The organism is Streptomyces sp. NPDC021225, assembly GCF_044332865.1.
Classification (GTDB): Bacteria; Actinomycetota; Actinomycetes; order Streptomycetales; family Streptomycetaceae; genus Streptomyces.
On record NZ_JBIRPV010000017.1, the window covers coordinates 1 to 26946 of the forward strand.

Annotated in this window: 22 protein-coding genes and 1 pseudogene; 10 read left to right on the top strand and 13 right to left on the bottom strand. The window is 66.6% G+C overall.

The features are described from left to right. Positions 1-303: 303 nt before the first annotated feature. The 3 genes from ACH4S9_RS42105 to thyX form a co-directional block, all read right to left on the bottom strand. On the bottom strand, positions 304-1989 hold the full coding sequence (locus tag ACH4S9_RS42105) for a ribonuclease J (protein WP_311727687.1): 1686 nt from the start codon (positions 1987-1989) through the stop codon (positions 304-306). A 124-nt stretch (positions 1990-2113) separates the two neighbouring features. Beyond that, positions 2114-3013 carry a 4-hydroxy-tetrahydrodipicolinate synthase gene (gene dapA / locus ACH4S9_RS42110; protein ID WP_311727688.1) on the bottom strand — a complete coding sequence of 300 codons (900 nt, stop codon included), beginning with the start codon at positions 3011-3013 and terminating at the stop codon, positions 2114-2116. Positions 3014-3222: 209 nt separating this feature from the next. Continuing rightward, positions 3223-3963: an FAD-dependent thymidylate synthase gene (thyX, locus tag ACH4S9_RS42115; RefSeq protein ID WP_398376958.1), complete on the bottom strand. Its 741-nt coding sequence runs from the start codon at positions 3961-3963 to the stop codon at positions 3223-3225. Positions 3964-4152: 189 nt separating this feature from the next. Here thyX and ACH4S9_RS42120 point away from each other — a divergent pair, with 189 nt between their 5' ends. Beyond that, entirely contained in the window at positions 4153-4395 is a 243-nt protein-coding gene (locus ACH4S9_RS42120; RefSeq protein WP_311727690.1) for a hypothetical protein, read from the top strand. Between the two features lie 63 nt (positions 4396-4458). Then, on the top strand, positions 4459-5010 hold the full coding sequence (locus ACH4S9_RS42125) for a hypothetical protein (RefSeq protein ID WP_311727691.1): 552 nt from the start codon (positions 4459-4461) through the stop codon (positions 5008-5010). A 37-nt stretch (positions 5011-5047) separates the two neighbouring features. On the opposite strand, the gene ACH4S9_RS42130 is transcribed toward ACH4S9_RS42125, so the two are convergent. From ACH4S9_RS42130 to eccD, 6 genes are all read right to left on the bottom strand, one after another. Beyond that, entirely contained in the window at positions 5048-5506 is a 459-nt protein-coding gene (locus ACH4S9_RS42130; RefSeq protein ID WP_358847787.1) for a tetratricopeptide repeat protein, read from the bottom strand. A gap of 8 nt (positions 5507-5514) precedes the next feature. After that, entirely contained in the window at positions 5515-6267 is a 753-nt protein-coding gene (gene dapB, locus ACH4S9_RS42135) for a 4-hydroxy-tetrahydrodipicolinate reductase (RefSeq protein WP_311727693.1), read from the bottom strand. Between the two features lie 62 nt (positions 6268-6329). After that, positions 6330-7709 (bottom strand): pitrilysin family protein, encoded by a 1380-nt coding sequence (locus ACH4S9_RS42140; protein ID WP_352135243.1) that lies wholly within the window; start codon positions 7707-7709, stop codon positions 6330-6332. Continuing rightward, positions 7706-9943: a polyribonucleotide nucleotidyltransferase gene (locus ACH4S9_RS42145; RefSeq protein WP_311727695.1), complete on the bottom strand. Its 2238-nt coding sequence runs from the start codon at positions 9941-9943 to the stop codon at positions 7706-7708. The genes ACH4S9_RS42140 and ACH4S9_RS42145 overlap by 4 nt, the downstream gene beginning before the upstream one ends. 431 nt (positions 9944-10374) lie before the next feature. After that, positions 10375-10662 carry a 30S ribosomal protein S15 gene (rpsO, locus tag ACH4S9_RS42150; protein ID WP_030288085.1) on the bottom strand — a complete coding sequence of 96 codons (288 nt, stop codon included), beginning with the start codon at positions 10660-10662 and terminating at the stop codon, positions 10375-10377. A gap of 241 nt (positions 10663-10903) precedes the next feature. After that, positions 10904-12373: a type VII secretion integral membrane protein EccD gene (gene eccD, locus ACH4S9_RS42155; RefSeq protein WP_311727696.1), complete on the bottom strand. Its 1470-nt coding sequence runs from the start codon at positions 12371-12373 to the stop codon at positions 10904-10906. Between the two features lie 175 nt (positions 12374-12548). Between eccD and eccCa the strand changes: the two genes are divergently transcribed. From eccCa to ACH4S9_RS42175, 4 genes are all read left to right on the top strand, one after another. Further along, complete coding sequence (gene eccCa, locus ACH4S9_RS42160) at positions 12549-16505, top strand: type VII secretion protein EccCa (RefSeq protein ID WP_398376960.1); 3957 nt, start codon at positions 12549-12551, stop codon at positions 16503-16505. A gap of 171 nt (positions 16506-16676) precedes the next feature. Continuing rightward, positions 16677-17138 carry a hypothetical protein gene (locus tag ACH4S9_RS42165; RefSeq protein WP_398376961.1) on the top strand — a complete coding sequence of 154 codons (462 nt, stop codon included), beginning with the start codon at positions 16677-16679 and terminating at the stop codon, positions 17136-17138. Between the two features lie 21 nt (positions 17139-17159). Then, positions 17160-19466 (top strand): hypothetical protein, encoded by a 2307-nt coding sequence (locus tag ACH4S9_RS42170; RefSeq protein WP_398376962.1) that lies wholly within the window; start codon positions 17160-17162, stop codon positions 19464-19466. A gap of 20 nt (positions 19467-19486) precedes the next feature. Continuing rightward, positions 19487-20128 carry a hypothetical protein gene (locus tag ACH4S9_RS42175; protein WP_398376963.1) on the top strand — a complete coding sequence of 214 codons (642 nt, stop codon included), beginning with the start codon at positions 19487-19489 and terminating at the stop codon, positions 20126-20128. Positions 20129-20285: 157 nt separating this feature from the next. On the opposite strand, the pseudogene ACH4S9_RS42180 reads toward ACH4S9_RS42175, so the two are convergent. Further along, positions 20286-20692 (bottom strand): annotated as a pseudogene (locus ACH4S9_RS42180) (transposase); the annotation flags it as partial. Here ACH4S9_RS42180 and ACH4S9_RS42185 point away from each other — a divergent pair. From ACH4S9_RS42185 to ACH4S9_RS42200, 4 genes are all read left to right on the top strand, one after another. Continuing rightward, on the top strand, positions 20670-21038 hold the full coding sequence (locus ACH4S9_RS42185; RefSeq protein ID WP_398376965.1) for a Scr1 family TA system antitoxin-like transcriptional regulator: 369 nt from the start codon (positions 20670-20672) through the stop codon (positions 21036-21038). The pseudogene ACH4S9_RS42180 and the gene ACH4S9_RS42185 overlap by 23 nt on opposite strands. Continuing rightward, positions 21025-21246: a DUF397 domain-containing protein gene (locus tag ACH4S9_RS42190; RefSeq protein ID WP_398376966.1), complete on the top strand. Its 222-nt coding sequence runs from the start codon at positions 21025-21027 to the stop codon at positions 21244-21246. Before ACH4S9_RS42185 ends, ACH4S9_RS42190 begins: the two co-directional genes overlap by 14 nt. 389 nt (positions 21247-21635) lie before the next feature. Continuing rightward, positions 21636-22109: a hypothetical protein gene (locus ACH4S9_RS42195; RefSeq protein ID WP_398376968.1), complete on the top strand. Its 474-nt coding sequence runs from the start codon at positions 21636-21638 to the stop codon at positions 22107-22109. A 30-nt stretch (positions 22110-22139) separates the two neighbouring features. Continuing rightward, positions 22140-24278, top strand: coding sequence for a hypothetical protein (locus tag ACH4S9_RS42200; RefSeq protein ID WP_398376969.1), 2139 nt, complete (start codon positions 22140-22142; stop codon positions 24276-24278). 212 nt (positions 24279-24490) lie between these two features. Here the strand turns inward: ACH4S9_RS42200 and ACH4S9_RS42205 are convergent, their stop codons facing one another. The 3 genes from ACH4S9_RS42205 to mycP form a co-directional block, all read right to left on the bottom strand. Continuing rightward, on the bottom strand, positions 24491-24796 hold the full coding sequence (locus ACH4S9_RS42205) for a WXG100 family type VII secretion target (RefSeq protein ID WP_358847801.1): 306 nt from the start codon (positions 24794-24796) through the stop codon (positions 24491-24493). A gap of 95 nt (positions 24797-24891) precedes the next feature. Continuing rightward, a complete protein-coding gene (locus ACH4S9_RS42210) occupies positions 24892-25296 on the bottom strand; it encodes a WXG100 family type VII secretion target (protein ID WP_385347710.1) in 405 nt (134 codons plus the stop codon). A 256-nt stretch (positions 25297-25552) separates the two neighbouring features. Then, positions 25553-26809 carry a type VII secretion-associated serine protease mycosin gene (gene mycP / locus ACH4S9_RS42215; protein WP_398376971.1) on the bottom strand — a complete coding sequence of 419 codons (1257 nt, stop codon included), beginning with the start codon at positions 26807-26809 and terminating at the stop codon, positions 25553-25555. Between the last annotated feature and the right edge of the window lie 137 nt (positions 26810-26946).

Genomic DNA, 26946 nt, shown 5'->3' on the forward strand with positions numbered 1-26946 from the left:
CACCGGTTTCTCCGGGCGCTTCCCTTCGGTGTTTCCAACCTTACCAGATCCGTTTTCCGGTCCGTTCCCGGTCCGAATTCCCATTTCTGGTGGCCATTGGAGTGGCCTTTGCCTTTCGGCTGTCTCCGACTTTATCAGAATTCTCTGAGCCGGATTCCCACCCGCCTTCCGGGTCCTCCCTCGCACGCTGAGTGCTCGGGGTTCCCCTTCTGGCGGAGCCGTAAACGTACTGGAGCGGGGCTCCCGGATGCAAATCGGGGAGCCCCGCTCGTGGCTAGGCGCCGGGCGGGCGCTGAGCCGGCGTCAGACCTCGACGACCACAGGCAGGATCATGGGGCGCCGGCGGTAGCTGTCGGACACCCACTTGCCCACCGAGCGCCGCATCAGCTGCTGTAGCTGGTGCGGTTCGGCGATGCCGTCCGAGGCGCACTTGGCCAGGGATTCCTCGATCTTCGGGATGACCGCGGAGAAGGCGGAGTCCTCGATACCGGAGCCCCTCGCCTGGATGTACGGGCCGCCCACGATCTTGCCGGTCGTGCTGTCCACGACCACGAAGACCGAGATGATGCCCTCCTCACCGAGGATGCGGCGGTCCTTGAGCGAGCTCTCCGTGACGTCGCCGACTGAGAGTCCGTCGACGTACACATAGCCCGCCTGCACCTTGCCGACGATCTTCGCGATGCCGTCGACCAGGTCGACCACCACCCCGTCCTCGGCGATGACGCAGCGGTTCTTGGGCACACCGGTCAGCGCGCCCAGCTCGGCGTTGGCGCGCAGATGTCGCCATTCGCCGTGCACCGGCATCAGGTTCCGGGGCTTGCAGATGTTGTAGAAGTACAGCAGCTCCCCGGCCGAGGCGTGCCCGGAGACATGGACCTTGGCGTTGCCCTTGTGAACCACCGTCGCGCCCCACCGGCTCAGGCCGTTGATCACGCGGTAGACCGCGTTCTCGTTGCCAGGGATGAGCGAGGACGCCAGGATCACCGTGTCGCCCTGGACGATCCGGATCTGGTGATCGCGGTTGGCCATTCTGGACAGCGCGGCCATGGGCTCGCCCTGGGAACCGGTGCAGACGAGCACGATCTCGTCGTCCGGCAGATCGTCGAGCGTCTTCACATCGACCACGAGCCCGGCCGGTACCCGCAGATAGCCGAGGTCGCGCGCGATGCCCATGTTGCGGACCATCGAGCGGCCGACGAAGGCGACCCGGCGCCCGTACTCATGGGCCGCGTCGAGGATCTGCTGGATGCGGTGCACATGGCTGGCGAAGCTCGCGACGATGATCCGCCGCTGCGCGTCGGCGAAGACCTGGCGCAGCACGCCGGAGATGTCGCGCTCAGGCGGGACGAAGCCGGGGACCTCGGCGTTCGTGGAGTCGGAGAGCAGAAGGTCGATGCCTTCCTCGCCGAGCTTCGCGAAGGCGGGCAGGTCCGTGAGGCGGCCGTCGAGCGGCAGCTGGTCCATCTTGAAGTCGCCGGTGTGCACGGCCATGCCGGCCGGGGTGCGGATGGCGACGGCGAGGGCGTCCGGGATGGAGTGGTTCACCGCCACGAACTCGCAGTCGAAGGGGCCGATCCGCTCGCGCCGCCCCTCCTCCACCTCGAGCGTGTACGGGCGGATGCGGTGCTCCTGGAGCTTCGCCTCGATCAGGGCGAGGGTCAGCTTGGAGCCGATCAGCGGGATGTCCGGCTTCTCGCGGAGCAGGAACGGGACGCCGCCGATGTGGTCTTCGTGGCCGTGCGTGAGCACGATGCCGTCGATGTCGTCGAGACGGTCCCGGATGCACGTGAAGTCCGGCAGGATCAGGTCGACTCCGGGCTGCTCCTCCTCGGGGAAGAGCACTCCGCAGTCGACGATCAGCAGCCGGCCGCCGTACTCGAAGACCGTCATGTTGCGGCCGATTTCGCCGAGCCCGCCGAGCGGGGTGATGCGCAGTCCCCCCTCGGGGAGCTTCGGCGGAGGGCCGAGTTCAGGATGCGGATGACTCAAAAGACTCTCCTCACCACACACGCCACGTGCCCCCGTGGGGCACATGGCGCGCGTGACATTCGTGCACTTGCTTGATGTGTCTGTATGAACTTGTGAAGTACGAAGTTGCGAAAATCGCCTCTGTTTACAGCTGTACCCCGCCAGCAGCCAGATCGCGCTTGAGCTGCTCCGTTTCCTCGGCGGTGAGCTCCACGAGCGGCAGGCGCAGCGGCCCGCCCGGCAGGCCCTGAAGGGCGAGCGCGGCCTTCGTCGTGATGACGCCCTGAGTGCGGAACACCCCGGTGAAGACCGGGAGGAGCTTCTGGTGGATCTCGGTGGCCTTCGCCACGTCGCCCGAGGTGTGGGCTTCGAGCAGCGCGCACAGCTCGGGAGTGACGAGGTGGCCGACCACGGACACGAAGCCGACGGCACCGACGGACAGCAGTGGCAGGTTCAGCATGTCATCGCCGGAATACCAGGCCAGTCGGGAGCGCGCGATGGCCCAGCTGGCACGGCCGAGGTCGCCCTTGGCATCCTTGTTGGCGACGATGCGCGGGTGCTCGGCGAGCCGCACGATGGTCTCGGTACTGATCGGCACACCACTGCGGCCGGGAATGTCATAGAGCATGACCGGCAGGTCGGTGGCGTCGGCGATGGCGGTGAAGTGCCGGAAGATGCCTTCCTGCGGGGGCTTGCTGTAGTACGGCGTGACAGCCAGGAGGCCATGGGCGCCGGCCTGCTCGGCGGCACGGGCGAGCTCGACGCTGTGCCGGGTGTCGTTGGTGCCTGCTCCTGCCACGACATGGGCGCGGTCGCCGACCGCCTCCACCACGGCTCGTACGAGCTGGGCTTTCTCCGCATCGCTGGTGGTCGGGGATTCACCGGTGGTGCCGTTGACGATCAGGCCGTCATTGCCGGCGTCCACCAGGTGGGCGGCGAGCCGCTGAGCGCCATCGAGGTCGAGCGCGCCGTCAGCGGTGAATGGCGTGACCATGGCGGTCAGCACCCGCCCGAAGGGGGTCTGCGATGTGGATGTCGGTGCCATGGGTCCCACGCTACTCGTAGCGCGCCTCGCCGTGCTCGCTCGGGGCGGCGACCGGGGGCGGCGGTATGGGACCCGGCACTGCCTGCTCGGGGGTTCAGGCAGTGCCGGATCCGTTTGTTCAGCCTAGATGAACTTCACGAAACGCCGCAATACGGACACCTCTCACGCATGGCCCGTCCGGGGAGTATCCGAGGAGTGTCCAGGGAGCGCTACGGGGCGACGCGTCCATTCGCGTTGAAGGCTGCGTGGGTGAGCGGCATCAGCCCGGCCCAGAACTCCTCCATCTTCTCGCCCACCATCTCGATCTCCCGCTGCGGGAAGGAGGGCACCGCGGCCTGCTCGTGCTGGGTGCGCAGACCGAGGAAGTGCATCAGCGAGCGCGCGTTGCACGTCGCGTACATGGAGGAGAACAGGCCCACGGGCAGGACGGAGCGGGCCACCTCACGGGCGACTCCGGCCGCCAGCATCTCCCGATACGCCTCGTACGCGTGGCGGTAGGCGTCTTCCATCACGCGGCCGGTCAGCTCGTGCTGCGCCTGGGTGCCCTCCACGAACTCGTACTTGCCCGGACGGCCCTGCTGGACCAGCTTGCGGGCCTCCCCGGGGATGTAGAAGACAGGCTCGAGCCGGCGGTAGCGACCGGACTCCTCGTTGTACGACCAGCCCACGCGGTGCCGCATGAACTCGCGGAAGACGAAGATCGGGGCGCTGATGAAGAAGGTCATCGAGTTGTGCTCGAAGGGGCTGCCGTGCCGGTCCCGCATCAGGTAGTTGATCAGCCCCTTGGAGCGCTCCGGGTCCTTGGTGAGCTCTTCGAGGGACTGCTCACCGGCGGTGGACACCCGGGCGGCCCACAGCACATCGGAGTCGGCCGCGCTGTGCTTGACCAGCTCGACGGTCACGTCGCTGCGGAAACTGGCCTTCTCGCTCTCGGCGGGGATATCGGTCACCGGCGGGTCCTTCCATGTCTTTCTCGCTCAGGGCTCGCCCAGCTTACGGGCCGCCACCGACATCCCCTCCGACCGGTCACAACCCTGAAAATCTCAACAGAAGTCGATGAAAAAGGGCACCTCACCACCCGTTCATGCGTCCTACCTACTGAAGTGCCCACGTTCGAGGTTCCAAGGAGAGCCCCCATCATGTTCCGCCGGCGCGAGTCCGTGCCCTTCGCCTTCGTCGCTGAAGCCGACCGGTTCCGCAGCAATGTCACCCCGCCGCCCCGCCCCCGCGCCACCCCGTCGCAGCTAGCGGGCCGCACCCTCATCACCCTCACGATCGTCGCCGGGTTCGTGGGCTCGCTGATGTTCGGGTTGCCCGCGCTCGAGAGCGGGCCGCGGACCACGCACCAGACGCAGCAGTCGGAGGCGTCGGACGGACGCTGAGTCCCTGGGATAGCCTCACCCACCACAGGCCCATCCGGACATGTGTGTGAGTGAGGACCATTCGTGCCCCTGCCCTTCCTGACAGCGGACCGCGCCCTTGACGACGAGGGGCCGGAGGCCGGAGCGGCCCTCCCCTACGAGGACCCGGGCCGCAGGCGGCGCCCGTACCGGCCGGGTCCCTGGAGGGTCGGCGGAGCCGCGCTCCTGCTGCTGCTCGCCTCGTATGTGCTGTTCTCGGCGATGATCATCGCCCTCGCCGGTTCGGTGCCCGCCGCGGGCGTGTGTGTGGCGGTCGCCGCGCTGGTGATCGTGTGCGCCGTCCGACTGGTGCGGGCCGGCGTGTGGATGGACGAGGAGGGGCTGCGGCTGACGGGCCTCTTCTCGGCCACGACGATGCGCTGGTCGCAGATCACCGCGATACGCACGACCCAGCAGCCGGTGCGGTGGCTGGGGCTGCCGCGAAGCGTCCAGGGACAGGCGGTGCTCATCGAGGTGGCGGGAGGCTCCTCCCCCCGGGTGGCCGTCACCGACCACAGCGCCGACTTCCTCGGCCGCCCCGAGTCCTTCGCCATGGCGGCCGACGCGATCGAGGGCTCGGCGGCCCGGTACCGCTGAGCCGGCGGCACCGGGCGCTGAGCCACCGGGCCCGGGGTCAGCCCTGGGCCCGCACCGGCCGGCCGTCGTGCAGGGCGATGGCGCGCTGCATCGCCTTGCGGGCGCGCACCGTGTCACGCGCGTCGTAGTAGGCGACGGCCAGCCGGAACCAGGAGCGCCAGTCGTCCGGCGACTCCTCGGTCTCGGCCCGCCGCTTGGCGAAGACCTCGTCCGCGGAGTCCCGGTCGATCCGCCCGCCGGGCGTCCGTACCAGCTCGTCGACCGGGAGGCCGCCTTCGGCCTCCAGCTCGCGGGCCAGCCGGTTCGCGCTGCGCGCGAACACCGTGGTCTTCCACAGGAACCAGCCGCCGATGACCGGCAGCACCAGCACGGCAGCGCCGAAGGCCACGGTCAGCGGCGTGCCCTGCTCGATGAGCAGGACGCCCCGGCTGCCGACCAGGACGAAGTACACGACCAGGACGGCCGCGAGGACGAAATACGTGATCTTTGCGCGCACCGCTTGTCTCAGTCCAGATCGAGGAAGTGTTCCAGGCCGAGGGTCAGGCCGGGAGCGGACACCACGCGGCGCACCCCCAGCAGCACGCCGGGCATGAAGCTGCTGTGGTGTGTGGAGTCATGGCGGATGGTGAGGGTCTCGCCCTCGCCGCCCAGCAGTACCTCCTGGTGGGCCAGGAGCCCGCGCAGCCGCACCGAGTGCACCCGCACCCCGTCCACATCGGCGCCGCGGGCACCCTCCAGCGCCGTGCTCGTCGCGTCCGGCTGCGGCGCGCACCCCGCCTCTTCCCGGGCCTCCGCGATCAGCTGCGCGGTGCGGGCCGCGGTGCCCGAGGGGGCGTCCGCCTTGTTCGGGTGGTGCAGCTCGATGACCTCGACCGACTCGAAGAAGCGGGCGGCCTGCCGGGCGAACCGCATGGTCAGCACGGCGCCGATGGAGAAGTTCGGCGCGATGAGCACACCGGTGCCCGGCGCGGCCTCGAGCCAGCCCCGCAGCAGCGCCAGGCGGTCGTCCGTCCAGCCGGTGGTGCCCACGACGCCGTGGATGCCGTGCCGGACGCAGAAGTCGAGATTGCCCATCACCGAGTCGGGATCGGTCAGCTCCACCGCGACCTCGGCGCCCGCCTCGACCATCGTCTCCAGCTTGTCGCCCCGGCCGAGCGCGGCGACCAGCTCCATGTCCTCGGCGGCTTCCACGGCTCGTACGGCCTCGGAGCCGATCCGGCCCTTGGCGCCGAGAACGGCCACGCGCAGCTTGCTCATCGTTCGCTTCCCTCTGCTACCTGAAGATCGTGCTGATCGTGCGCTCTTGCGCGGCCGCCGGGCTAGGCGACGGCCTCGTGCAGGCTCGCCGCCTGCTTGTCCTTCAGCGGGCCGATGACGGACAGCGAAGGACGCTGCCCCAGTACATCGCGGGCCACCTCGCGCACCTCGTCCGGGGTGACGGCCGCCATCCGGGCCAGCATGTCGTCCACCGACATCTGGTCGCCCCAGCACAGCTCGCTCTTGCCGATGCGGTTCATCAGCGCGCCGGTGTCTTCCAGGCCCAGCACCGTGGAGCCCCTCAGCTGGCCCACCGCGCGCCGCAGCTCCTCGTCGGTGAGCCCGTGCTGGGCGACGTGGTCGAGCTCGTCACGGCAGATCTTGAGGACGTCCGGCGCCTGGCTCGGGCGGCAGCCCGCATAGACGCCGAACAGGCCGCAGTCGGCGAAGGCCGAGGTGTACGAGTAGACGCTGTAGGCGAGCCCGCGCTTCTCCCGCACCTCCTGGAACAGGCGGGAGCTCATGCCGCCGCCGAGCGCCGTGTTGAGGACGCCGAGGGCCCAGCGCCGGTCGTCGGTGCGCGCGATCCCCGGCATGCCGAGGACGACATGCGCCTGCTCCGTCTTGCGGCCCTGCACCTCGACGCGACCGGCCGCGCGGATAGTGCGGGTGCCGTCGCGCGGGGCGACGGGGACCGCGTCCGTACGGGACAGGGCGCCCGCCTTGTCGAACGCCTTGCGCACCTGGCGGACGACCGCGGCGTGGTCCACATTGCCCGCGGCGGCGACCACCAGGTGGGTGGGGTCGTAGTGCTTCTTGTAGAAGCGGGCGATCTGGTCGCGGCTGAGCCCGTTGACCGTGTCAACGGTGCCGAGGACCGGGCGGCCGAGGGGAGTGTCGCCGAGCATGGTGTGCGCGAACAGATCGTGCACACAGTCGCCCGGGTCGTCCTCGGTCATCGCGATCTCTTCCAGGACGACGCCGCGCTCGGCGTCCACGTCCGCGGCGTCGATCAGCGAGCCGGTCAGCATGTCGCAGACGACATCGATGGCCAGTGGCAGATCGGTGTCGAGCACCCGCGCGTAGTAGCAGGTGTATTCCTTAGCCGTGAAGGCGTTCATCTCACCGCCGACCGCGTCGATGGCGGAGGAGATGTCGAGCGCGGTGCGCCGCCGGGTGCCCTTGAAGAGCAGATGCTCCAGGTAGTGGGTGGCGCCGTTGAGCACCGGGGTCTCATCGCGGGAGCCGACGTGTGCCCAGATCCCGAAGGTGGCCGAGCGCACGGACGGCAGGGTTTCGGTGACGACGCGCAGGCCCCCGGGCAGCGTGGTCCTGCGGACCGTCCCGATGCCGTTCTCGCCCTTGAGAAGCGTTTGGGTACGGGCGACGGCCCGCCCCTCCGAGGAGGGGCGGGCCGTCGCCGCGTGAACACGGGACGTCACTGGGCGGCTTCGTCCTTCGGCTCGTCCTTGGCGTCCTTCGCGTCCGAGCCCGCCTCGTCCTCGATGACCGGGATCAGCGAGAGCTTGCCGCGCTGGTCGATCTCGGCGATCTCGACCTGGACCTTGGCGCCGACCTTCAGCACGTCCTCGACGTTCTCCACGCGCTTGCCGCCGGCGAGCTTGCGGATCTGCGAGATGTGCAGCAGGCCGTCCTTGCCCGGGAGCAGGGAGACGAAGGCACCGAAGGTGGTGGTCTTCACGACCGTGCCCAGGTAGCGCTCGCCGACCTCCGGCATCGTCGGGTTGGCGATGCCGTTGATGGTGGTGCGGGCGGCCTCGGCGGCCGGGCCGTCGGCGGCACCGATGTAGATCGTGCCGTCGTCCTCGATGGTGATGTCCGCGCCGGTGTCCTCCTGGATCTGGTTGATCATCTTGCCCTTGGGGCCGATGACCTCACCGATCTTGTCCACCGGGATCTTGACGGTGATGATCCGCGGCGCGTTCGGCGACATCTCGTCCGGGACGTCGATGGCCTCGTTCATCACATCGAGGATGTGCAGCCGGGCGTCGCGGGCCTGCTTCAGGGCCGCGGCCAGCACGGACGCCGGGATGCCGTCCAGCTTGGTGTCCAGCTGGAGGGCGGTCACGAACGTCTTGGTGCCGGCGACCTTGAAGTCCATGTCGCCGAAGGCGTCCTCCGCACCGAGGATGTCGGTGAGGGTGACGTAGTGGGTCTCGCCGTCGATCTCCTGGGAGATCAGGCCCATGGCGATGCCGGCGACCGGGGCCTTCAGCGGCACACCGGCGTTCAGCAGCGACATGGTCGAGGCGCAGACCGACCCCATGGAGGTCGAGCCGTTGGAGCCGAGCGCCTCGGAGACCTGGCGGATGGCGTACGGGAACTCCTCGCGCGACGGCAGCACCGGGGTCAGCGCCCGCTCGGCCAGCGCGCCGTGGCCGATCTCGCGACGCTTCGGGGAGCCGACGCGGCCGGTCTCGCCGGTGGAGTACGGCGGGAAGTTGTAGTTGTGCATGTAGCGCTTGCGGGTCTCGGGCGACAGCGTGTCCAGCTGCTGCTCCATGCGGAGCATGTTCAGCGTGGTGACGCCCAGGATCTGGGTCTCGCCGCGCTCGAACAGCGCCGAGCCGTGGACCCGCGGGATCGCCTCGACCTCGGCGGCCAGCGTACGGATGTCCGTGACGCCGCGGCCGTCGATGCGCTTCTTCTCCTTGATCACGCGCTCGCGCACCAGGGCCTTGGTCAGCGACCGGTACGCGGCGGAGATCTCCTTCTCGCGCCCCTCGAACTGCGGCAGCAGCTTCTCGGCGGCCAGGCCCTTGACGCGGTCCAGCTCGGTCTCGCGCTCCTGCTTGCCCGCGATGGTCAGCGCCTGGGCGAGCTCGTCACGGACGGCGGCGGTGAGCGCCTCCAGGACGTCGTCCTGGTAGTCGAGGAAGATCGGGAACTCGCCGGTGGGCTTGGCGGCCTTGGCGGCGAGGTCCGACTGGGCCTTGCAGAGCACCTTGATGAAGGGCTTCGCGGCCTCGAGGCCCGCTGCCACGACCTCCTCGGTCGGCGCCTCGGCGCCGTCCTTGACCAGCTGGATGGTCTTCTCGGTGGCCTCGGCCTCGACCATCATGATCGCGACGTCGCCGTCCTCCAGGACGCGGCCGGCCACGACCATGTCGAAGACGGCGTCCTCGAGCTCGGAGTGGGTCGGGAAGGCCACCCACTGGCCCTTGATCAGGGCGACCCGGGTGCCGCCGATCGGCCCGGAGAAGGGCAGGCCGGCCAGCTGCGTGGAGCAGGAGGCGGCGTTGATCGCGACCACGTCGTAGAGGTGGTCGGGGTTGAGCGCCATGATCGTCTCGACGATCTGGATCTCGTTGCGCAGGCCCTTCTTGAAGGACGGGCGCAGCGGGCGGTCGATCAGGCGGCAGGTGAGGATCGCGTCCTCGGACGGGCGGCCCTCACGACGGAAGAACGAACCGGGGATGCGCCCGGCGGCGTACATCCGCTCCTCGACGTCGACCGTGAGCGGGAAGAAGTCGAGCTGGTCCTTGGGGTTCTTGGATGCGGTGGTGGCCGACAGCACCATGGTGTCGTCGTCCAGGTAGGCCACGGCGGAGCCGGCGGCCTGACGGGCCAGGCGGCCCGTCTCGAAACGGATGGTGCGGGTGCCGAAGGCGCCATTGTCGATGACGGCCTCGGCGTAGTGGGTCTCGTTCTCCACCAGGAAAATCTCCTCTTCTGCGTCCCTCGTCCGTGTGACGGAGGAACGGTGGTGGAGCAGCGCCCCTGGCCTTGCTCCGGCGGCCGGGCCGGTCTTCGATCGAAGCTACCGGAATTGCCAGTTCCGGGAGCCACTACCGAGGACCGGCTCCTATGGCGCCGGTGCCACGGGAATGAGGCGCTCCTCCTCGTTCGTTGTGACGTTGTTGGGACCAGACTACAAAGCTTCGCCCGTCCTCACGACGGCTGTGGATATCGGTGCCGACGGTGGGCGAGGTGCGCGGACGGCGGCCGGTCCCGGTGCGCGGCGCGCCGCGCGGGTTCCGCCGCCCGTGCGGCAGCGGTTCTGTGGCGCGTACGGCCGCCAGTCCGCGGCACGTACGGCAAAGGGAGCGGTCCCCTGTCCCGGGAACCGCTCCCTGCCACGGCGTCTTACTTGGCGCCCGCCGCGCCGCGGCGGATACCCAGGCGCTCGACCAGCGCACGGAAGCGCGTGATGTCCTTCTTCGCCAGGTACTGGAGCAGGCGGCGGCGCTGGCCGACCAGGAGCAGCAGACCACGACGGGAGTGGTGGTCGTGCTTGTGGGTCTTGAGGTGCTCGGTCAGGTCGGAGATGCGGCGCGAGAGCAGCGCGACCTGGACCTCGGGGGAACCGGTGTCGCCCTCCTTGGTGGCGAACTCGGACATGATCTGCTTCTTCGTAGCGGCGTCGAGCGACACGCGGTACTCCTTCAGGTTCTTCTGTTCGGCCACCGAGTGCCCCTGGTCTTGGTCTCAGGGGAGCTTCCGTGACTCGGGAGGCGAGGTCCGCTGGGCGCTGTCTCCAGAGTGCTCGTACGAGAGCTCCGGGGGCGCGTACACAAACGGCCGTCGCACACCCTACCAGCCGACGGCCACCCCTTTGACCGCCGACCTACATCCCCTGGTCAGGCCGCGCATCACCCGCTGGTCAGGCCGCGCATCACCCGCTGGTCAGGCTGCGCGCGGAGCTGTAGACGTCCAGCACGGCCAGGGCGAGGGGCACCAGGGAGAGCAGCAGGGCGCTCTCGGCCAGGTCGGAGAAGCGGCCCCAGAAAGGCGAGAGCCCCTTCTTCGGAATGATCAGCGCAATGCCGGTGATCAGCGCGGCGCCCGCCGTGACGGAGGCGGCGAGCCAGATCGTACGGACGTCCAGCGGGCCGCTGTCGTGCTGGACCAGCAGCTTGAACATGGCGTCGGCCGGCGGGTTCAGGGACAGCCCGAGGACGAGCAGCCCCAGGCCGATCAGGCCGGCGGAGAGAACGGCGGCGACCTGGGCGGTGTAGCGGAAGAGTCGGGCGCGCAGCAGCATCGCGAGGCCGGAGACGAGGGCGAGCACCTGGCCCCAGACGTTGTCGGCGAAGCCGAGCACGGACGAGGCGCCGACCACGATGGCGGAGCAGCCGCCGACCAGGCCGAGCAGCATCTCGTGGCCGCGGCGGGCCTGGGCGGCGATGCGGTCGGCGTCGACGGGCTCGGGGGCGGGCGCGGACCCGGAGTCCAACTCGTCGTCCTCGGCCGCCGAGCGCGGCGCGGCGTATCCGATGGGCAGGCGGGCGACGCGCGCCGACAGGCCCGGCAGGAACGCGACGGCGCCGATCGCGACGGCGGCGCACACCGCGGCGGTCTCCGTGGGGCTGACCTCGGTGAGGATCGCGCAGAAGGTGGCGAGGGTGCCGACGGTCGACGCGAAGACCGCGGCGACGAACGGGGCGTCGCCGGTGGGCATGGCGACCACCAGGGCGACCGAGACGACGAGGACGGCGACACAGCCGAGCAGGAACTGGAGGCGGCCGATGCCCTCGCCCGGGTCGAGGGGGAGCAGCCCCGAGCCCGCGATCATGGCGTGTGGCAGGGCAGCGAGGCCGAGCGCGATCGCGGAGGCGCGATCCTCGTAGACCCGCGCCCGTACCCCCGCAAGGGCCGCGAGCAGCACCGCGACGGCGGCGGCGATGATGCCCGGCAGACCGTGCATGTCATGTTTGAGCGGATCGGCGAACCAAAGCACGAAGCCCATGAGGACCAGCAATAGGGAGCCGCCGAACAGCCCGAAGGCGCGCAGGTACCCGTCGCTCCACAGGGTCCGGTCGCGGGTGACGGCGGAGGCGATGGCGTCCGACACATCGTCGTAGACGGCGGGCGGCAGCGACTCGGCGAAGGGACGCAGGGACAGCAGCTCGCCGTCGAGCACCTGCTGGGCGCCCAGCGACAGCGAGCCGTCCAGGACGGTGCCGTCGCGGCGTACGAGGTGGTAGCCGGTGGGGGCGCCCACGGGCTGGGTCTGTCCGGTCAGGCGGAGGATCTCGGGGTAGACGTCGGCGACGGCGATGTCCTCCGGAAGAGCCACATCGATCCGACTGTCAGGCGCGACCACGGTCACCCTGCAGAAGCCGGTCGTAGCGGACGTACTCACCTTTATGGCCCCCTGTTCGCTGTGGAGCGGCGCACGGCACCGCACGCGCGGCGGCCACCCTACCGGGGCCGAGCGGCTCATACGTCGGTAGGATCGCCGTCTCGCAGAGGGAGTCCGTCGCCACGGGGGTGCCGGAGAGGAACTGTTCATCTGCGTGGAGGGGTTGAGGGATCCGGTGAGCCAGGTCGTCGTCAAGCGCCAACCGCGGGCCCTCCCGCCCGAGGTGCCGAGCGAGGAACTCCGCCTCGAATCGCCCCCTGAGCTGCCGCGTGGCCAGCAAGAGGGCGTTCTGATGCAGCTGCTGCCCACGCTGGGCATGGCTTCGTCGATGGTCTACTTCTTCATGCCCGGCGCCGCGCCGATGATGAAGATCATGGGCGTGATGATGATGTTCTCCACGCTCGGCATGACCGTGGCGATGTTCATCCGGCACCGGCAGGGCTCCCAGGGGCAGCTCGCGGACATGCGCCGCGACTACCTCAAGTACCTCGCGCAGACCCGCCGTACGATCCGGCGCACCGCACGGTCGCAGCGCGACGCGCAGTTCTATCTGCACCCCTCCCCCGACCAGCTGTGGTCGATCGTGGCCCAGGGCAGCCGGGTGTGGGAACGGCGGGCGAGCGACAACGACTTCGGGCAGATCCGGATCGGGCTCGGCTCACAGCAGCTGTCCACCCCGCTGGTCGCCCCCGACACGGCCGCGGTCGACGACCTGGAGCCGCTGACGGCGGGCGCCATGCAGAAGTTCCTGGCGACCCAGGGATCGCTCGAGCAGATGCCGATGGCGGTGTCGCTGCGCGCCTTCTACCACGTGACGGTGTCCGGGGAGCCGGATTCGGTGCGGGCCGCGGCGCGGGCGCTGGTCGCCCACCTGGTCACCCTCCACTCGCCCGAGGACCTCGTCATCGCGGTGGTCGCGCCGCGCAGCGCGGCGCCCTACTGGGACTGGACGAAGTGGCTGCCGCACCTCCAGGTGCCGGGCGCGATCGACGGGGCCGGCTCGCGACGGCTGTTCAGCGACTCCCTCGCGGAGCTGGAGGAGCTGCTCAAGGGGCGCCTGGAGGGGCGGTCCCGGTTCAGCAAGGACGCGCAGCCGCTGCTCGACCAGCCGCATGTGGTGGTCGTGCTGGACGGCGGGATGGTGCCGCCGGAGTCGGCGTTCGCGGCGCAGGAGGGCCTTCAGGGTGTCACCGTCCTCGAGGTGGTGCCGGGCGACCTCGACGAGCTGCGCGGCGGTCTCTCGGTGATCGTGCGGCCGGGGAAGCTCGAGCTGCTGTCGCAGGTCGCGGCGTACGACGGCGTCCCGGACCTGCTGTCGCTGGAGGCCGCGGACGCGCTCGCCCGGCAGCTGGCGCCGCTGCGGATGGGCGGGGGCGACGACGACGAACCGCTGCTGGCCAACCTCGACTTCACCGATCTGCTGGGGCTCGGCGACGCGGGCTCGGTGGATGTCACGCGCACCTGGCGGCCGCGCTCGGTGGCCGAGCGGCTGCGGGTGCCGATCGGGGTTGGCGAGGACGGCTCGCCGGTCATGCTGGACCTCAAGGAGGCGGCGCAGGACGGCATGGGCCCGCACGGCCTGTGCGTCGGCGCCACCGGCTCCGGCAAGTCCGAGCTGCTGCGCACCCTGGTGCTGGGGCTCGCGGTCACCCACTCGTCCGAGACGCTGAACTTCGTCCTCGCGGACTTCAAGGGTGGTGCGACCTTCGCGGGAATGTCACACCTGCCGCACGTGGCGGCGGTCATCACCAACCTCGCGGACGACCTGACGCTCGTCGACCGCATGCGCGACTCGATCACCGGTGAGCTCCAGCGGCGCCAGGAGCTGCTGCGCGCGGCCGGCAACTACGCGAACATCCACGACTACGAGAAGGCGCGGGCGGCCGGCGCCCCGCTGGAGCCCGTGGCCTCACTCGTCCTGGTGATCGACGAGTTCAGCGAGCTGCTGACGGCCAAGCCCGACTTCATCGACATGTTCATCCAGATCGGCCGCATCGGCCGCTCCCTGGGTGTGCATCTGCTGCTGGCCTCGCAGCGGCTGGAGGAGGGCCGGCTGCGCGGCCTGGAGACCTACCTGTCGTACCGCATCGGTCTGCGGACCTTCTCCGCGGCCGAGTCCCGTACGGCGCTGGGCGTGCCGGACGCGTACCACCTCCCGTCCGTCCCCGGCTCCGGCTATCTGAAGTTCGGCACGGACGAAATGACGCGCTTCAAGGCCGCGTACGTCTCCGGCGTGTACCGCACGGGGGCGGCGCGCGCCGACTTCGACGGCACCTCGCTGCCCATCGAGCGCCGGCCGGTGCTCTTCACGGCCTCCCCGGTCCCGGTCACCTACACCACCCCGGACCCGGCGGCGCTGACCACCCCGTCCCGCCAGGAGGACGACGCGCTGGCCGACACGGTCCTCGACGTCATCGTCCGCCGGCTGGAGGGCCAGGGCGCCCCGGCCCACCAGGTCTGGCTCCCGCCGCTGGACGAGGCGCCCTCGCTGGACCAGCTGCTGCCGCCGCTGTCCCCGGTCGAGGGCCGGGGTCTCACCGCGCCCGAATACCCCCGCCTGGGCAACCTCGTCGTTCCGCTCGGCCTCATCGACAAGCCCTTCGAACAGCGGCGTGACGTGCTCTACCGCGACTTCTCCGGCGCCGCCGGTCACATGCTGGTCGTCGGCGGCCCGCAGTCCGGCAAGTCCACGCTGATGCGCACCCTGATCGCCGCCTTCGCGCTCACCCACACCCCCGCCGAGGTGCAGTTCTACGGCCTGGACTTCGGCGGTGGCGGCATGAGCGCCGTCGCCGACCTGCCGCATGTGGGCGGCGTCGCCTCCCGGCTGGACCCGGAGCGGGTACGGCGCACCATCGCCGAGGTGGCGGGCATCCTGGCCCGGCGCGAGGAGTACTTCCGCGCCAAGAACGTCGACTCGATCGCCACCTACCGGCGGCAGCGGTCCCGCGGTGAGCACACGGAACAGGGCTGGGGCGACGTCTTCCTCGTCATCGACGGCTGGGCCAACTTCCGGCAGGAGTACGACATGCTGGAAGGGGTCGTAGCCGATATCGCGAGCCGCGGCCTCGGCTACGGCATCCACATCGTCGTCACGGCCTCCCGCAACATGGAAGTCCGCGCCTCTCTGAAGGACCAGCTCCTCAACCGCCTCGAGATGCGCCTCGGCGACACCATGGACTCCGAGTTCGACCGTAAGGTCGCCGCGAACGTGCCCCCGGGCGTCCCCGGCCGCGGCCAGCTCCCGGAGAAGCTCCACTTCATGGGCGCCCAGCCGCGTATCGACTCGGGCAGCGACCCCGACGACATCACGGACGCCCTCGGCGAGCTCATCAGCGCGGTGCGCAGCGGCTGGAACGGCCCGCACGCCCCCCGCGTACGCCTCCTCCCCCGCCGGCTCCGCGCCGAAGACCTCCCCAAGGGCTTCGAATACCCGCAGCACGGCATCGCGATCGGCATCGACGAGACCAACCTCGAACCCGTCTTCGTCGATTTCGAATCCGACCCCTTCTTCCTCGTCTTCGGCGAGAGCGAATCCGGCAAGACGGCTCTGCTGCGCCTCATCGCCAAGCAGATCACCGAACGCTACGGCCCGGACGAGGCGAAGATCGTGGTCGGCGACTACCGCCGCTCCCTGCTCGACGTCATCCCCGACACCCACCTCCTGGAATACGCGCCGATCGCCTCAGCCCTCCAGGTCCACACCACCGCCCTCAACGGCCTCATGGAACGCCGCGCCCCCAAGCCCGACATCACCCCCCAGCAGCTCCGCGACCGCAGCTGGTGGAGCGGACCGCAGTTCTTCGTCATCATCGACGACTACGAACTCGTCTCCACCAGCAGCGGCAACCCCATGGCCGTCCTCACCGACAACCTCCCCTTCGCGCGCGACGTCGGCATGCGCTTCATCATCGCCCGTAACTCCGCGGGCGCCTCCCGATCGATGTTCGAATCCTTCATGCAGCGCATCAAGGAACTCGGCGCCCAGGGCGTACTGCTCTCCGGCGACCCGACGGAAGGCGACCTCCTGGGCGGCGTCCGCCCCCGCCCCATGCCCCCGGGCCGCGGCTTCTTCGTCTCCCGCAAGCGGGGAACGCCGCTGGTGCAGCTTGGATGGCTCCCGGACCAGTAAGCCTGCACCTTCGAGCAACCACAGACCTCTGCCCTGGGCCGCCGGCCCGGGGCAGAGGTCTTTTTGTACGGCGACACGCCCCGCCGGCTACCCACACGTACGGTCAACTCCCCTAAGCTGAGCGTGACTTATGACTTTGACGCTCGAACACGCACACCAGGGGAGAGAAGCGTGTCGTTCGAAGAAGAGTGGAACGGACTCCGGGCCGAGGCGACGACGCGCATGCGTCTCAACGAAGCCGGCAAGGGCTCGTCCGGGGGTGGCGGCGGCTCCGGCGACCTGATCGTGCACCAAGACGATCTGGGACGGGTCGGCCACGAGGCCTTCTTACTCCACGACCGTCTCAAGAAGGCGGGCGACATGACCCGTGGAGCGAAGGACGACGGCTCGACCGCCAAGGCCGCCAGTTCGCTCACCACCCATCACTTCACCTTGGGCGGCGCCCTCACCAACATGGCCGTGATCTGGAACGACCAGCTCAAGACGCTGTTACAGGCCTGCGCCCATATTTCCAACCACCTCGACTACTCGAAGAGCTCGCAGGCCCATACGGACGCGAAGATCGCCACTGACATGGCACGCCGGGACGGGACCGCCATGCCGGTCTCCGAGATTTCCAAGTACTACAAGTAGGGGACGGGAGGGGGACCGCACATGGCAAGCCTGACTTTCGACGACCTGTATCACGTCTCGTTCGCCGGCCTCGGCTCAGCAGCCGACGACTGGAAGGAGATGATGGACCAACTCGAAACCCTGGCTACGGATGCCAGGGACGGCATGGTGAAACAGTCCGAGGCCGCCCGTTGGGCCGGCGTCAACGCCGATGTCACCAGGCCCTTCGTTCGCAAGACCGGCAAAGAGTTCGGCGACGCCCACGCCGAGGCCAAAGCCATCTGGGCTATTCTCCGCGACGCCCACGAGGAACTCGTGGCACTCCAATCATCACTCAAGGAGGCCGTGGACGTCGACGCCAAGAACAAGTTCATTCAGGTCACCGGTCTACCGGACGGCACGGTGTCGTGTGTTTATGTGCATCGACGCGACACCAATGACGTGCAGACGCAGGCGCAGCTCGACTACAAAGACCGCTTGGAGCGCCGGATCATCAAACTCATCGCTCAGGCTGATGAGATCGACAACTCCGCGTCAAGCGCCCTGAATAGGATTCACGGCAACGACAGCCACAACTTCGGCCACGCGAAATACGATTCCCTGGACGATGCCCAGTCCGCGCGGGCAGTTCAGCTTGCCAGGAAAAGCCTCGCTAAGTACCGGGACGGTGGTGAGCTCAGCATCACGGAACTCGCCGAGCTCAAGCGGCTATTCGCACAGAACTCCAAGGACCGCGAGTTCGCTGTCGATTTCTACAAGGCCCTAGGCCCGAAGGATGCCCTGCGCTTTCAGGCCCAGATCGCCCTCGACGCTTCGGCAGAGGGCGACAAAACACAGCTCAAGCTCGCCCAAAGCATTCAGACGAGCATGGGCGAGAGCCTCGCAACGGCGACTCGGCCCCCCACCGGGAAGGACGACCCCAACACCGCCTTCCGCGAGGACAAGGACTACCTCGGGAAGTCGTGGCAGACAGAACTCAAGCAGATTGGCCGCGAGCGACTCCGACTCTCTATGAATAACGCACGGGTTGAACCACGGGGCTATCAAGTGCTCTCGACCCTGCTACGCCACGGAAACTACGACAAAGAGTTCCTCACTCCCATCGCAGAGGACATGGTCACCTTCGAGCGCAAGCACCCGAGGGCGTGGGCATGGGCGGATAACGCATACGCTGGTGACGGAATGGAGAAATTCGGACTCAATCTCGACAAGAAGGGCGGCCCTGGATGGGACCCCATGACCGGGCTTCTGGAAAGTCTCGCGCACAACCCAGAAGCATCGACGAAGTTCTTTGGCGACTCCACGGGTGAAGGCACGACCGACGGCCTCGAGAAGCTCAGCAACCTCGACTACTTCCTGGGCGACAAGCACGGAGAGAACGCACGTCAGTGGCTCCCCGACGCCACAGGCGGAACGGGCTCCCCGGACGCCGAGGACAAGATCTACGGCATGGAAGCGCTAGGGCACGCCCTTGAGTCCGCCACATCCGGGGACCCGTACGGCGGCGACGCCCCTTCAAAAGACCACACGCAGGCGGAGGCAGATGTCTTCCGCTCGATCGTGAAAAAGGTGGCCGCAAACCCAGAGCTCTTCAAGAGTGACGGCGAATTCACTCCGATCGTCGGCAGCCTTGGAAATATGTCGGCTGAATACATGCACGATATTCAGCGAGTTTACGCGGGCGGAGATCATAGTGGTTACATCAGACACACTGGAGCTGAGCCAGATTTCACAAGAGAAAGGGGTGCACTGGACCTGTTCTTGGAAACAACTGCAGAGGATCCCAAGGCATACTCAACCATCACACACGCCCAGCAGGCCGTGACAACTGAAATGTTCCGCGAAGTAGTAGCACAGTGCGGAGACAGCAAGGACCTCAAGGGCGTTGCCGCGATTGCCGCCGCCGCGGGAGCGCGACTCGAGGGCGTCACCGCCGAGGGTCGAGCCCATGCGATAGCGGCAGCCGACAACAGCCTAGAGAAGATCGATGAATACAACGAGTCACTGGAACGCGGAGACGCATGGCTCGGTCGATTCGTGGACCTAGGGATGAGTACCCTAGATAACATCCCAGTGGCCGGCGAAGTTGCAGGATGGGTAATCGAGGACTTCCGGGAAGCCATCCTGGGCCATCAGGTAGAGAGTTCAGACGATGTAGTCAAGCAGCTCGAAAGGAATCGGAAAGCATTCCTGGATACCGAGCACGATCGCATAGGCCAGGCATCAACAAAGGCGTTCCTCCTTGCAGCGAGAGACGCAGGCCTTAACATGAAAAGCGACAACGTAAAGAATGCCGCCGACAGCGTTTACAACTCGGCATACGAAGCAAATTCCGGCGAGAATTCCTGAAGAAAGCAGGTATTTTGTAGATGCTGCTCAGATCATCGAACTCAGGCCTAGGCAGAGGAATTACAGCCGCCCTGATCTTGCTGACCGCCGGAACCGGGGCATGGTGGGCTATCTACGATTCACACTCAGACAGCGACACCACAAGTTTCCCTGAAACCCTCTGCAATCATCGCATATCTGGAGATAGGGCAGAGCCCCTATTGCCCAACAAGGGGACGAAGCCACAGGAGGACACCTATAACTTCAATGCATGGACATCTCTGGGACACTGCATCATCAAAAGTGGCGGAGAGACAATTTCCGTAACATATGAGGATGCTCTAGGAGAGAAACGCGCCCAGCGCAAGGAGATCCCTGTCTCCCTCGGTGACGCCTACGGATATATGTCACCCAGGGGTAGCATTGAACTATATTTATCCTGCAAGTCGATCCCGAGATCGGTTTCAAATACAATTCTTATAGGCACAAACGCCTCCGTTGTGCAGGACAAACTGGAGGCAGGAAGTAAGCTGGACGAGTCGACCAGCGGACTGTCTTCCTTAGCCGCATTTACCGCTCAGGCGGTCCGTGACCTGACCCAGAATTGGTTCAGGTGCCCCGGAGCCGACAAACTGCCGGACGGCCCCGTAACCATCCACTGGGACAAGCCAGCCGTTCGCTAACCTCGATCTTTCGTGACGGTCTGCCAACGGAGTCGGTGGACCGTTTCGCTTTGTGTGGTTGACGTTGGGCAAGTCAGCGGCCCGGTTGTCGCACCGGGCGGGTGCCGGAATCCACTGCTCCGAGTCGGATAGGTTGCCGGGACGGGGAAAGTGTCGGTCAGCCGGGGTTCGGGAGTTGAGCGAGCCGGTCGAGGGCCGCGATGTCGTGAGCCCAAGGCCAGTGGCCGGCAAGGTGGAGGATCCGGCGGCGGCCGGTGGTGACGAGTTGTCCGGCCGCGCTTACCACACGCGGAGCCGCAGGCGATAGGGCTCCCAGTGATGGGCTTTGCCGATCAGGGCGAGCATGGGCATCCAGGCCAGCAGGACGAGCGCGATCTGCACGATCTCCAGCCACACCCGGTTCTGCGCGGCCGCGTGCAGGGGAAGGTGCCGCAGGCCGATGCCCCGGGCGGCACGGATCCGGTCCTCCGCGCGGCCCCGCAGCCAATGACGGAGCTCCAGCTCGGCAATCGGATGGCCTGCGGTGTTCGTGGCGAAACAAGTGATCCGTATACCGTCCGCGTCCAAGCTGTGGGCAGTCATCAACGAAGCTGCAATCCGGCACCACGTCTGCTCGACAGAGGTAGTGCGACAGCAACTGGAGCGACTGGCGCATGCCTCAGAGTATCCGCGCATCACCATCCAGTTCCTGCCCTTCGCAGCCGGCGCGCATGCCGGCCTCTATGGATCGTTCATGGTCATGGATTTTCCCACGCCAACTCCCGAAGTAGTGTGGTCCGAGAACCTCACACCGTCTACTTTGTGGACCCGGAGGATGTGGACCGGTACATCGAGGTTTTCGACCAACTACGGGACCGCGCGCTTGGGATTCAGTTCAATTGCAAAGGAGCTACAAAATGAAGAACATTAACACCACACGTGCAGCATTTCGCTCCGAAGGGACTCGCTGGAAGAAGAATTCGCAGAGCGGAGGTAACGATGACGGTGTTGGGTTCGCAATAGCCGACGAGCACATACTGGTCAGGGACTCCAAGCGCCCCGACCTTGCCCACACCTCATTCAGCGCTGCCGCCTGGCGCGCCTTCGTCTATGCTGCCGCGGCGGACACTCTCAACTGAGGGCACAGAACAAGAAGCGCCCTCAACTTAACACTCCGCTAACCCACAGCACGGACGCGATGACTTAAGGTCCAGGCCAACACCAGGGCCGCAGGCAACTCGTAACCTGTGAATGAAGTTCAACCTGGAACCCGCGTAGACGAACTCGCGTCTAACCCCGTAAGTTTCCCCTTCGGACACCCCTGGTTCGAGCCTCCGGTACACGGCGTAGTCGTTACGTCATCCTCCGCAAGGAGAACCGGTGCAGGCAAGGGCCGAAGCACACAAACCGACCGATCGTTCGACCAGTGTGCCCGGAAAGGGGTGAATAACAAGGCACCAGCGTGCTAACTTCGGAAGGCTAATCGCCTTATGCGACGCGCCACTTGATGCCTAGCCATGGGGGAATCATGACTTTTGAGGACGAGTGGTCCAAGCTCCGCACCGATGCTGTGGCGGGGCAGAAGTCCACCCACATGCGGCTCAACCAGACCGACCCCCCTGGCCCGAGCCTGCCTGGATCGCTCAACCTGAAGTCCAGCGCATCCAAGAAGAAGAGCGCCGCCAAGGCCTTGGAAGACGATGTCCAGCCGCAGACGAAGACGGCCGGCGAGTGCGTCGACGAATCAACCGAGAAGGCCGAGAAGGAGTTCAAGGACTGGGCCACCGGGAGTGGGATCACTGATGCCCTCAAGGGGTGGCACACCTCGGTCAAGGCGCTTCAGACACGCCTCACGCAGGAGAAGTCCGCACTGAGTGGGACCAACAAGTATTTCCTGACCAATGACTTCCTCGTCGGGTCGGATCTCACCACGGCCGTTCCGCCCACCCAGTCCTCGGACAACGTTCCGTTCTCGTCTCGCATCTCGGACTACTACCGCTAGGGGGGCTCGTTGCTCACGTACCACCAGGTCATGACCATCGACCTGTCCCTCCTCGAGACGGCCGCCACCAAATGGGACGAGGCCGCCAAGAAGTTCGAGGCAGTCCAGAGAATCTACGACAGCAAGGTCAAAACGGTCTCGACCGACGGAAACTGGTCCGGTCAGGCGTACATCGTCGCGCGCCCCAACATGCAATTGACCCATGACCAATTCACCGCGGCGCCCAAGGAAGCCCGCGCCATCGCCTCGATCCTACGGGACGCGCACAGCCAGTTCGTGGAGCTGCGCGGGAAGGTGAAGTCCGCGGTCGCGGACGCGGAGAAGGCCGGGATGAAGGTCTCGGACGCCGGCATCGCGAGTTACGACTACTCGAAGGCCAGCACGGCCGATGCGAATGCCGCGCGCCATGACCCGGATCTGCGCAACATCGAGCAGTCGTGGACCCGGCACATCGAGGCGGCGGTCAGAGCCGTCGACGACGCGGACCAGGGCGTGAAGCTCGCGCTCAAGGCAGCCGTGGAGGACCCCAATCCCATCGACGGCGCAGTCAACGGGTTCAACAACAAGGCTGAAGGCGACATCGAGAAGGTCGAGGGCAAGGAAGCCGAGGAGCTCGCGACCAGAATCAACTCCGGCGACAAGCTCAGCGACAAGGAGATGGCCGAGTTCAAGCGGCTGTTCCGGGACAACGAGTACAACAAGGCGTTCAGTCAGACGTTTCTGGACGGTATCGGCCCCAAGGGCGTCATCGATCTGAACCTCAAGTTCAACGACCGAGCCAAGGGCGACAACGAGAAGGACTTCCGCGCCCTCCAGGAAGGCGTCGCCACCTCGCTGGCCACCGCGACCAAGTCACCCTCCGACCCCTTCTACAACAAGTGGCGCGAGGGCCTGCGCAAGGCGGGTGCGAAGGACTTCGACGGGGGGACGGTCCCGCTCTACGGTTATCAGTCGTTCGTGGAGCTGATGACTCACGGAAAGAACTACGGGAAGCAGTTCCTGACCGATGTTGGCAACGACATCATCGCCCTGGAGAAGAGCGACAAGTACGGGACCGGCAGGTGGACCATGTGGCAGGGCGCCGGTTTGGCCCCCCACAAGGGCATAGCGGCCGACCCGCTCGACAGCCTGCTCGGCATCATGAGCCAGCAGCCGAACGTTGCGACATCGTTCCTCGACCCCGGCGCAGACGGAAAGAACGATCACCTGAAATATCTACTCAAGGATCGTGACTGGCCGACAACGGCCACGCCCAGCAGCATATCGGTCCACACGTCCGACCTCCCTTTCAACCGTGTGGGCTTTGGCGCGGCGCTGGAGGCGGCCGCCACCGGGGATGTCCCGGGCGCGGACCACGTTCTCGGCTATCACACCGAAGCCGAGTCCCGGGTGATGCACGACACGATCACGATCCTCGACGACGGCCGCAAGGGAACCCATATACCCGACAACCTGCGGACGAACCTGGGCCGCATGCTCGTCGACTACACGCCCGAAACCCATGAGATCCTGACCGGCACCGGTCCATACATGGACAAGGACGGCGTGTGGCACGACGGCACGGGTGGCAAGGATTCCCATATGTCCGTCCCGAAGGAGAGCCTGACACGCATCATGCGTGGTGTGGCGGATGACGGTAAGGCGTTCGGCGAGATGTTCGAGGCCGAGCGGTTCTACGCCGCTGGGACCCTTTCCCAGACGGACTTCGCCAACCCCAACGAACGTGCCGCGGCCATCGAAGGTGCTTCGCATGTCTTCGGTTTTTACGACGGCATCAGCTCCGACATCGCGCGCGACAAGAAGAACGACGCCGTCTCGTTTGCCAACCATGCCCAGACGGCCGAGTTCGTCATCACCGGCGGTATGCAGGCTGCCGCCAGTGCGCTCAAAGGCCAGCCCATCGGGTTCATCTCGGATGCCGTCTACCGCATCCTCTACGCGGGGGCCTATGACTGGAAAGAGGACCAGATCGCTCAGGCGAACGCTGCGGCGGCGCAGGAGACCGAGTATCACTTCACCACCGGACAGAAGCAGGTGAACCACTTGGTCTCGGGGTGGGCTCAGGCGAACGGCCACGGTGTCGACACCGGTCTGTCACGGCATCTCGTCGGCTCCGGGCAGGAACGTTACGACAGCGCGCGGACGGAAGCCCTTATTTACCTGGACTAATGAGCCGATAAGCCTGGGTTCCGCTTGGCTCGCGGGTTGAGCTGCCTTATTTCTTTCTGCCGGCCGCCGGTGAGGGCTTCTGCCCCACCGGCGGCTTTTGCATGTGGCGCGTGGACCGGTCACTGTCCAGCACGTACGTGGACTCCCTGAGAACGCTGATGGGGTGGGCGGCGGTGCTCACCGCTGCCCACCCCATCGCGGAGGCGAATCGCTCAGAAACCCAGGCTGAACAGCTTCGACGCCTTCACGTCGGTCTCGCGGTACGAGTCCTTACCCGACTCGACCAGCGCCGCGACCTTCGTCACGAGCCCCTGGATGTGGTCGGCCCGGGCCTGGAACTGCTTCTCGGCCGCGAGCATGGCCTGGTGGGCCTCACCCTCCCAGCCTTCGGTGACTCGCTTCACGGCGGCCTGGATGTCGTCCATCTCCTTGCGGACGTTGCCAGCCGCGGTGCGGAGCTGCGAGGCGAGCTGCTGTACCGACTCGTAATCGACGAGGATTCCGTCTTGCAGAGACACGTGTCCCCCAACTCGATAGTTCTGTGTGCGTTGTTGTCAGGCTCCGAAGGGGTGCCACGGTGCCACCAGGCACCCTCTTCTGCGTTCTGCGTGGCTTAGAAGCCGTCGACCCTCGAGTGCGAAGCGATCGGGGCGTCGGTGCCGGCGCCAAGGCCGCCAACACTGCTGCCCGGGGTGATGTGTCCGCCGGCGGCCGAGCCGTTGACGTCGATGCTCTTGAGCTGACCAGCGATGTCGTCATCGTTCGCGCCACCGGAACGGTGGGTCAGTGCGACTGCCTCGCGGATGCCTTCGACCAGGCGGCGGACGGCGTCGTGGTCCTGCTCCAGGTCCATCTGCGCCTTCTTGAAGGCGCCGGCACCCTGGCCCTGCCAACCCGCGTCCACCGTGGCGAGGATGTCCGCCATGAGCTTCATGTTGCTGCCGAAGCCCTGGATGGACTGGTCGAGCTCCTGCGTGAATTTCTGGAACGCTGAGTCGCTAACCCGCTGCTTGCCCATTTTCCACCTTCCCCCATGAATTGTTGGTGAGTTGACATGGGGTTTCGCTCTTCAACTCACCGCTGTGCACGAACCCCTTGGGGTTCATCGTACTGCTTTTAGGTGTCCTACACATTGTAGTAAGCGTCCGCAACACCTCGCTCAACGTTCACGCTTATTTCATTTGTTGAACGAGAGCTAGGTGCTCGGCAGCACCCCGGCTCCCCAGGGGCGTCTTGGCGGAGTTCCCGGTCCGGTACACGGCAGTGACGGCTCGTCATAGGCTGGCCGATGCACTGCCGCGGCGGCGGACAAGCGCGATCGCGACGGCAGCCGCTAGGAGAACGGCGATGCCTGCGCCAATGGCGATCCAGAGAGTACTGCTACTGTTGTCGTTTTTCTTGGGCTCCGCGATGGTTTTCTTGTCGCCCTTTTTGTCGTCCGTGGCCGTGGGCGTCGACTGTGGGTCGGTGCTTGGGGACTCGGAGGCAGACGCCGACGCAGAGGGGTCCGGCTTCGTGGCGCCCTCGCGGGCCAGCAAGGGGTTGACGTCGGCGGGGCCGGGGGCTCCCTCTCCGTCGAGGAGGACCTTACGGGGACGGATGGAGCCGTAGCCGACATAGATGCTGGGAATCTCGCCGGTGGTGGGCTTGGCCGCAGTCTGCATCATGACACGTAGGACTTGATTGTTGGTCCACTTGGGATGCTTGGACCAGATAAGGGCTGCTGAGGCGGAAGCAATGGCGGTGGCTTGGCTCGTACCACCGGAGGTGCAGATACCCTCTGTCTTGGTGCAGTGGATGGGGATGTTATCGCCCAGAGCGACAAGTGAAAGTTGATCTCCAGAGGTTGACCACTTGCTTACGTTGCCATTGCGGTCGATCGCTCCTACTCCAACAACTCCGGGAAATCCAGCGGGATAAGATTTTTGATTCCCGGCATCGCCATTATTTCCTACCGCAGCAAAGATCAGGCTTCCCTTCTTGAGCGCGTACTCCACAGCTGACTGTGTTTTGGGGAGCTGTGACCCATCAGTCACCGATCCAGCCGAGATATTGATGACACGTGCACCGTGATCGGCGGCATAGCGAATTGCCCGCGCCTCAATCCCGTCGACGGAGTCTACTTTCCTATCTGCAATGTGCTTGATGGGAAGGATCTTGGCTTCGGGGGCAACCCCTTGAATTCCCCCTCCGGCTCCCGTGCCGGCGATCAAGGCTGCCATGTTCGTGCCATGACCCTCCTTGTCCGCGCGCGCGCCTGTCGGGTTATTAGACACATCGGCGCCTCCCAACACTTGGCCACGCAATTCGGGGATGGAATCATCGACCCCTGTATCGATGACTGCGACAGTCACCCCTTTGCCCTTGCTCACCTTCCACATGTCGTCCGCCTTCATTGCGGTGAGATACCACTGCCGTGAGCGGACATCCTGCGCCTCCGCGGGCGGCGCGATACCGCCCGCGGAAACAAGTAGAGCACCGGCCAAAGCCAACAGGGCCCGACGCCGCACTCCAGGGGATGAAAGCAGCATGTAGTGGTAACTCCTCAGGTGAGCGACTTCCGTAGGCTATTCGATGACCGGTGGAACGGTGTTGCGCCGCCCGCCGGACCAGGTCTCCTCGTCCTCTTCGAGGTAGTCCGGCCTGGCCCCGGCATTGCGCTGGTTTC

What these genes read in the sequence shown, in the direction of transcription:
- dapA (WP_311727688.1), bottom strand. Translation starts at nt 3,013, where the DNA reads ATGGCACCGACATCCACATCGCAGACCCCCTTCGGGCGGGTGCTGACC.
- ACH4S9_RS42120 (WP_311727690.1), top strand. Translation starts at nt 4,153, where the DNA reads ATGTTCCGCCGGCGCGAGTCCGTGCCCTTCGCCTTCGTCGCTGAAGCC.
- dapB (WP_311727693.1), bottom strand. Translation starts at nt 6,267, where the DNA reads ATGAGCAAGCTGCGCGTGGCCGTTCTCGGCGCCAAGGGCCGGATCGGC.
- ACH4S9_RS42170 (WP_398376962.1), top strand. Translation starts at nt 17,160, where the DNA reads ATGGCAAGCCTGACTTTCGACGACCTGTATCACGTCTCGTTCGCCGGC.
- ACH4S9_RS42175 (WP_398376963.1), top strand. Translation starts at nt 19,487, where the DNA reads ATGCTGCTCAGATCATCGAACTCAGGCCTAGGCAGAGGAATTACAGCC.
- ACH4S9_RS42190 (WP_398376966.1), top strand. Translation starts at nt 21,025, where the DNA reads ATGAAGAACATTAACACCACACGTGCAGCATTTCGCTCCGAAGGGACT.
- ACH4S9_RS42195 (WP_398376968.1), top strand. Translation starts at nt 21,636, where the DNA reads ATGACTTTTGAGGACGAGTGGTCCAAGCTCCGCACCGATGCTGTGGCG.
- ACH4S9_RS42200 (WP_398376969.1), top strand. Translation starts at nt 22,140, where the DNA reads ATGACCATCGACCTGTCCCTCCTCGAGACGGCCGCCACCAAATGGGAC.
- ACH4S9_RS42210 (WP_385347710.1), bottom strand. Translation starts at nt 25,296, where the DNA reads ATGGGCAAGCAGCGGGTTAGCGACTCAGCGTTCCAGAAATTCACGCAG.
- mycP (WP_398376971.1), bottom strand. Translation starts at nt 26,809, where the DNA reads ATGCTGCTTTCATCCCCTGGAGTGCGGCGTCGGGCCCTGTTGGCTTTG.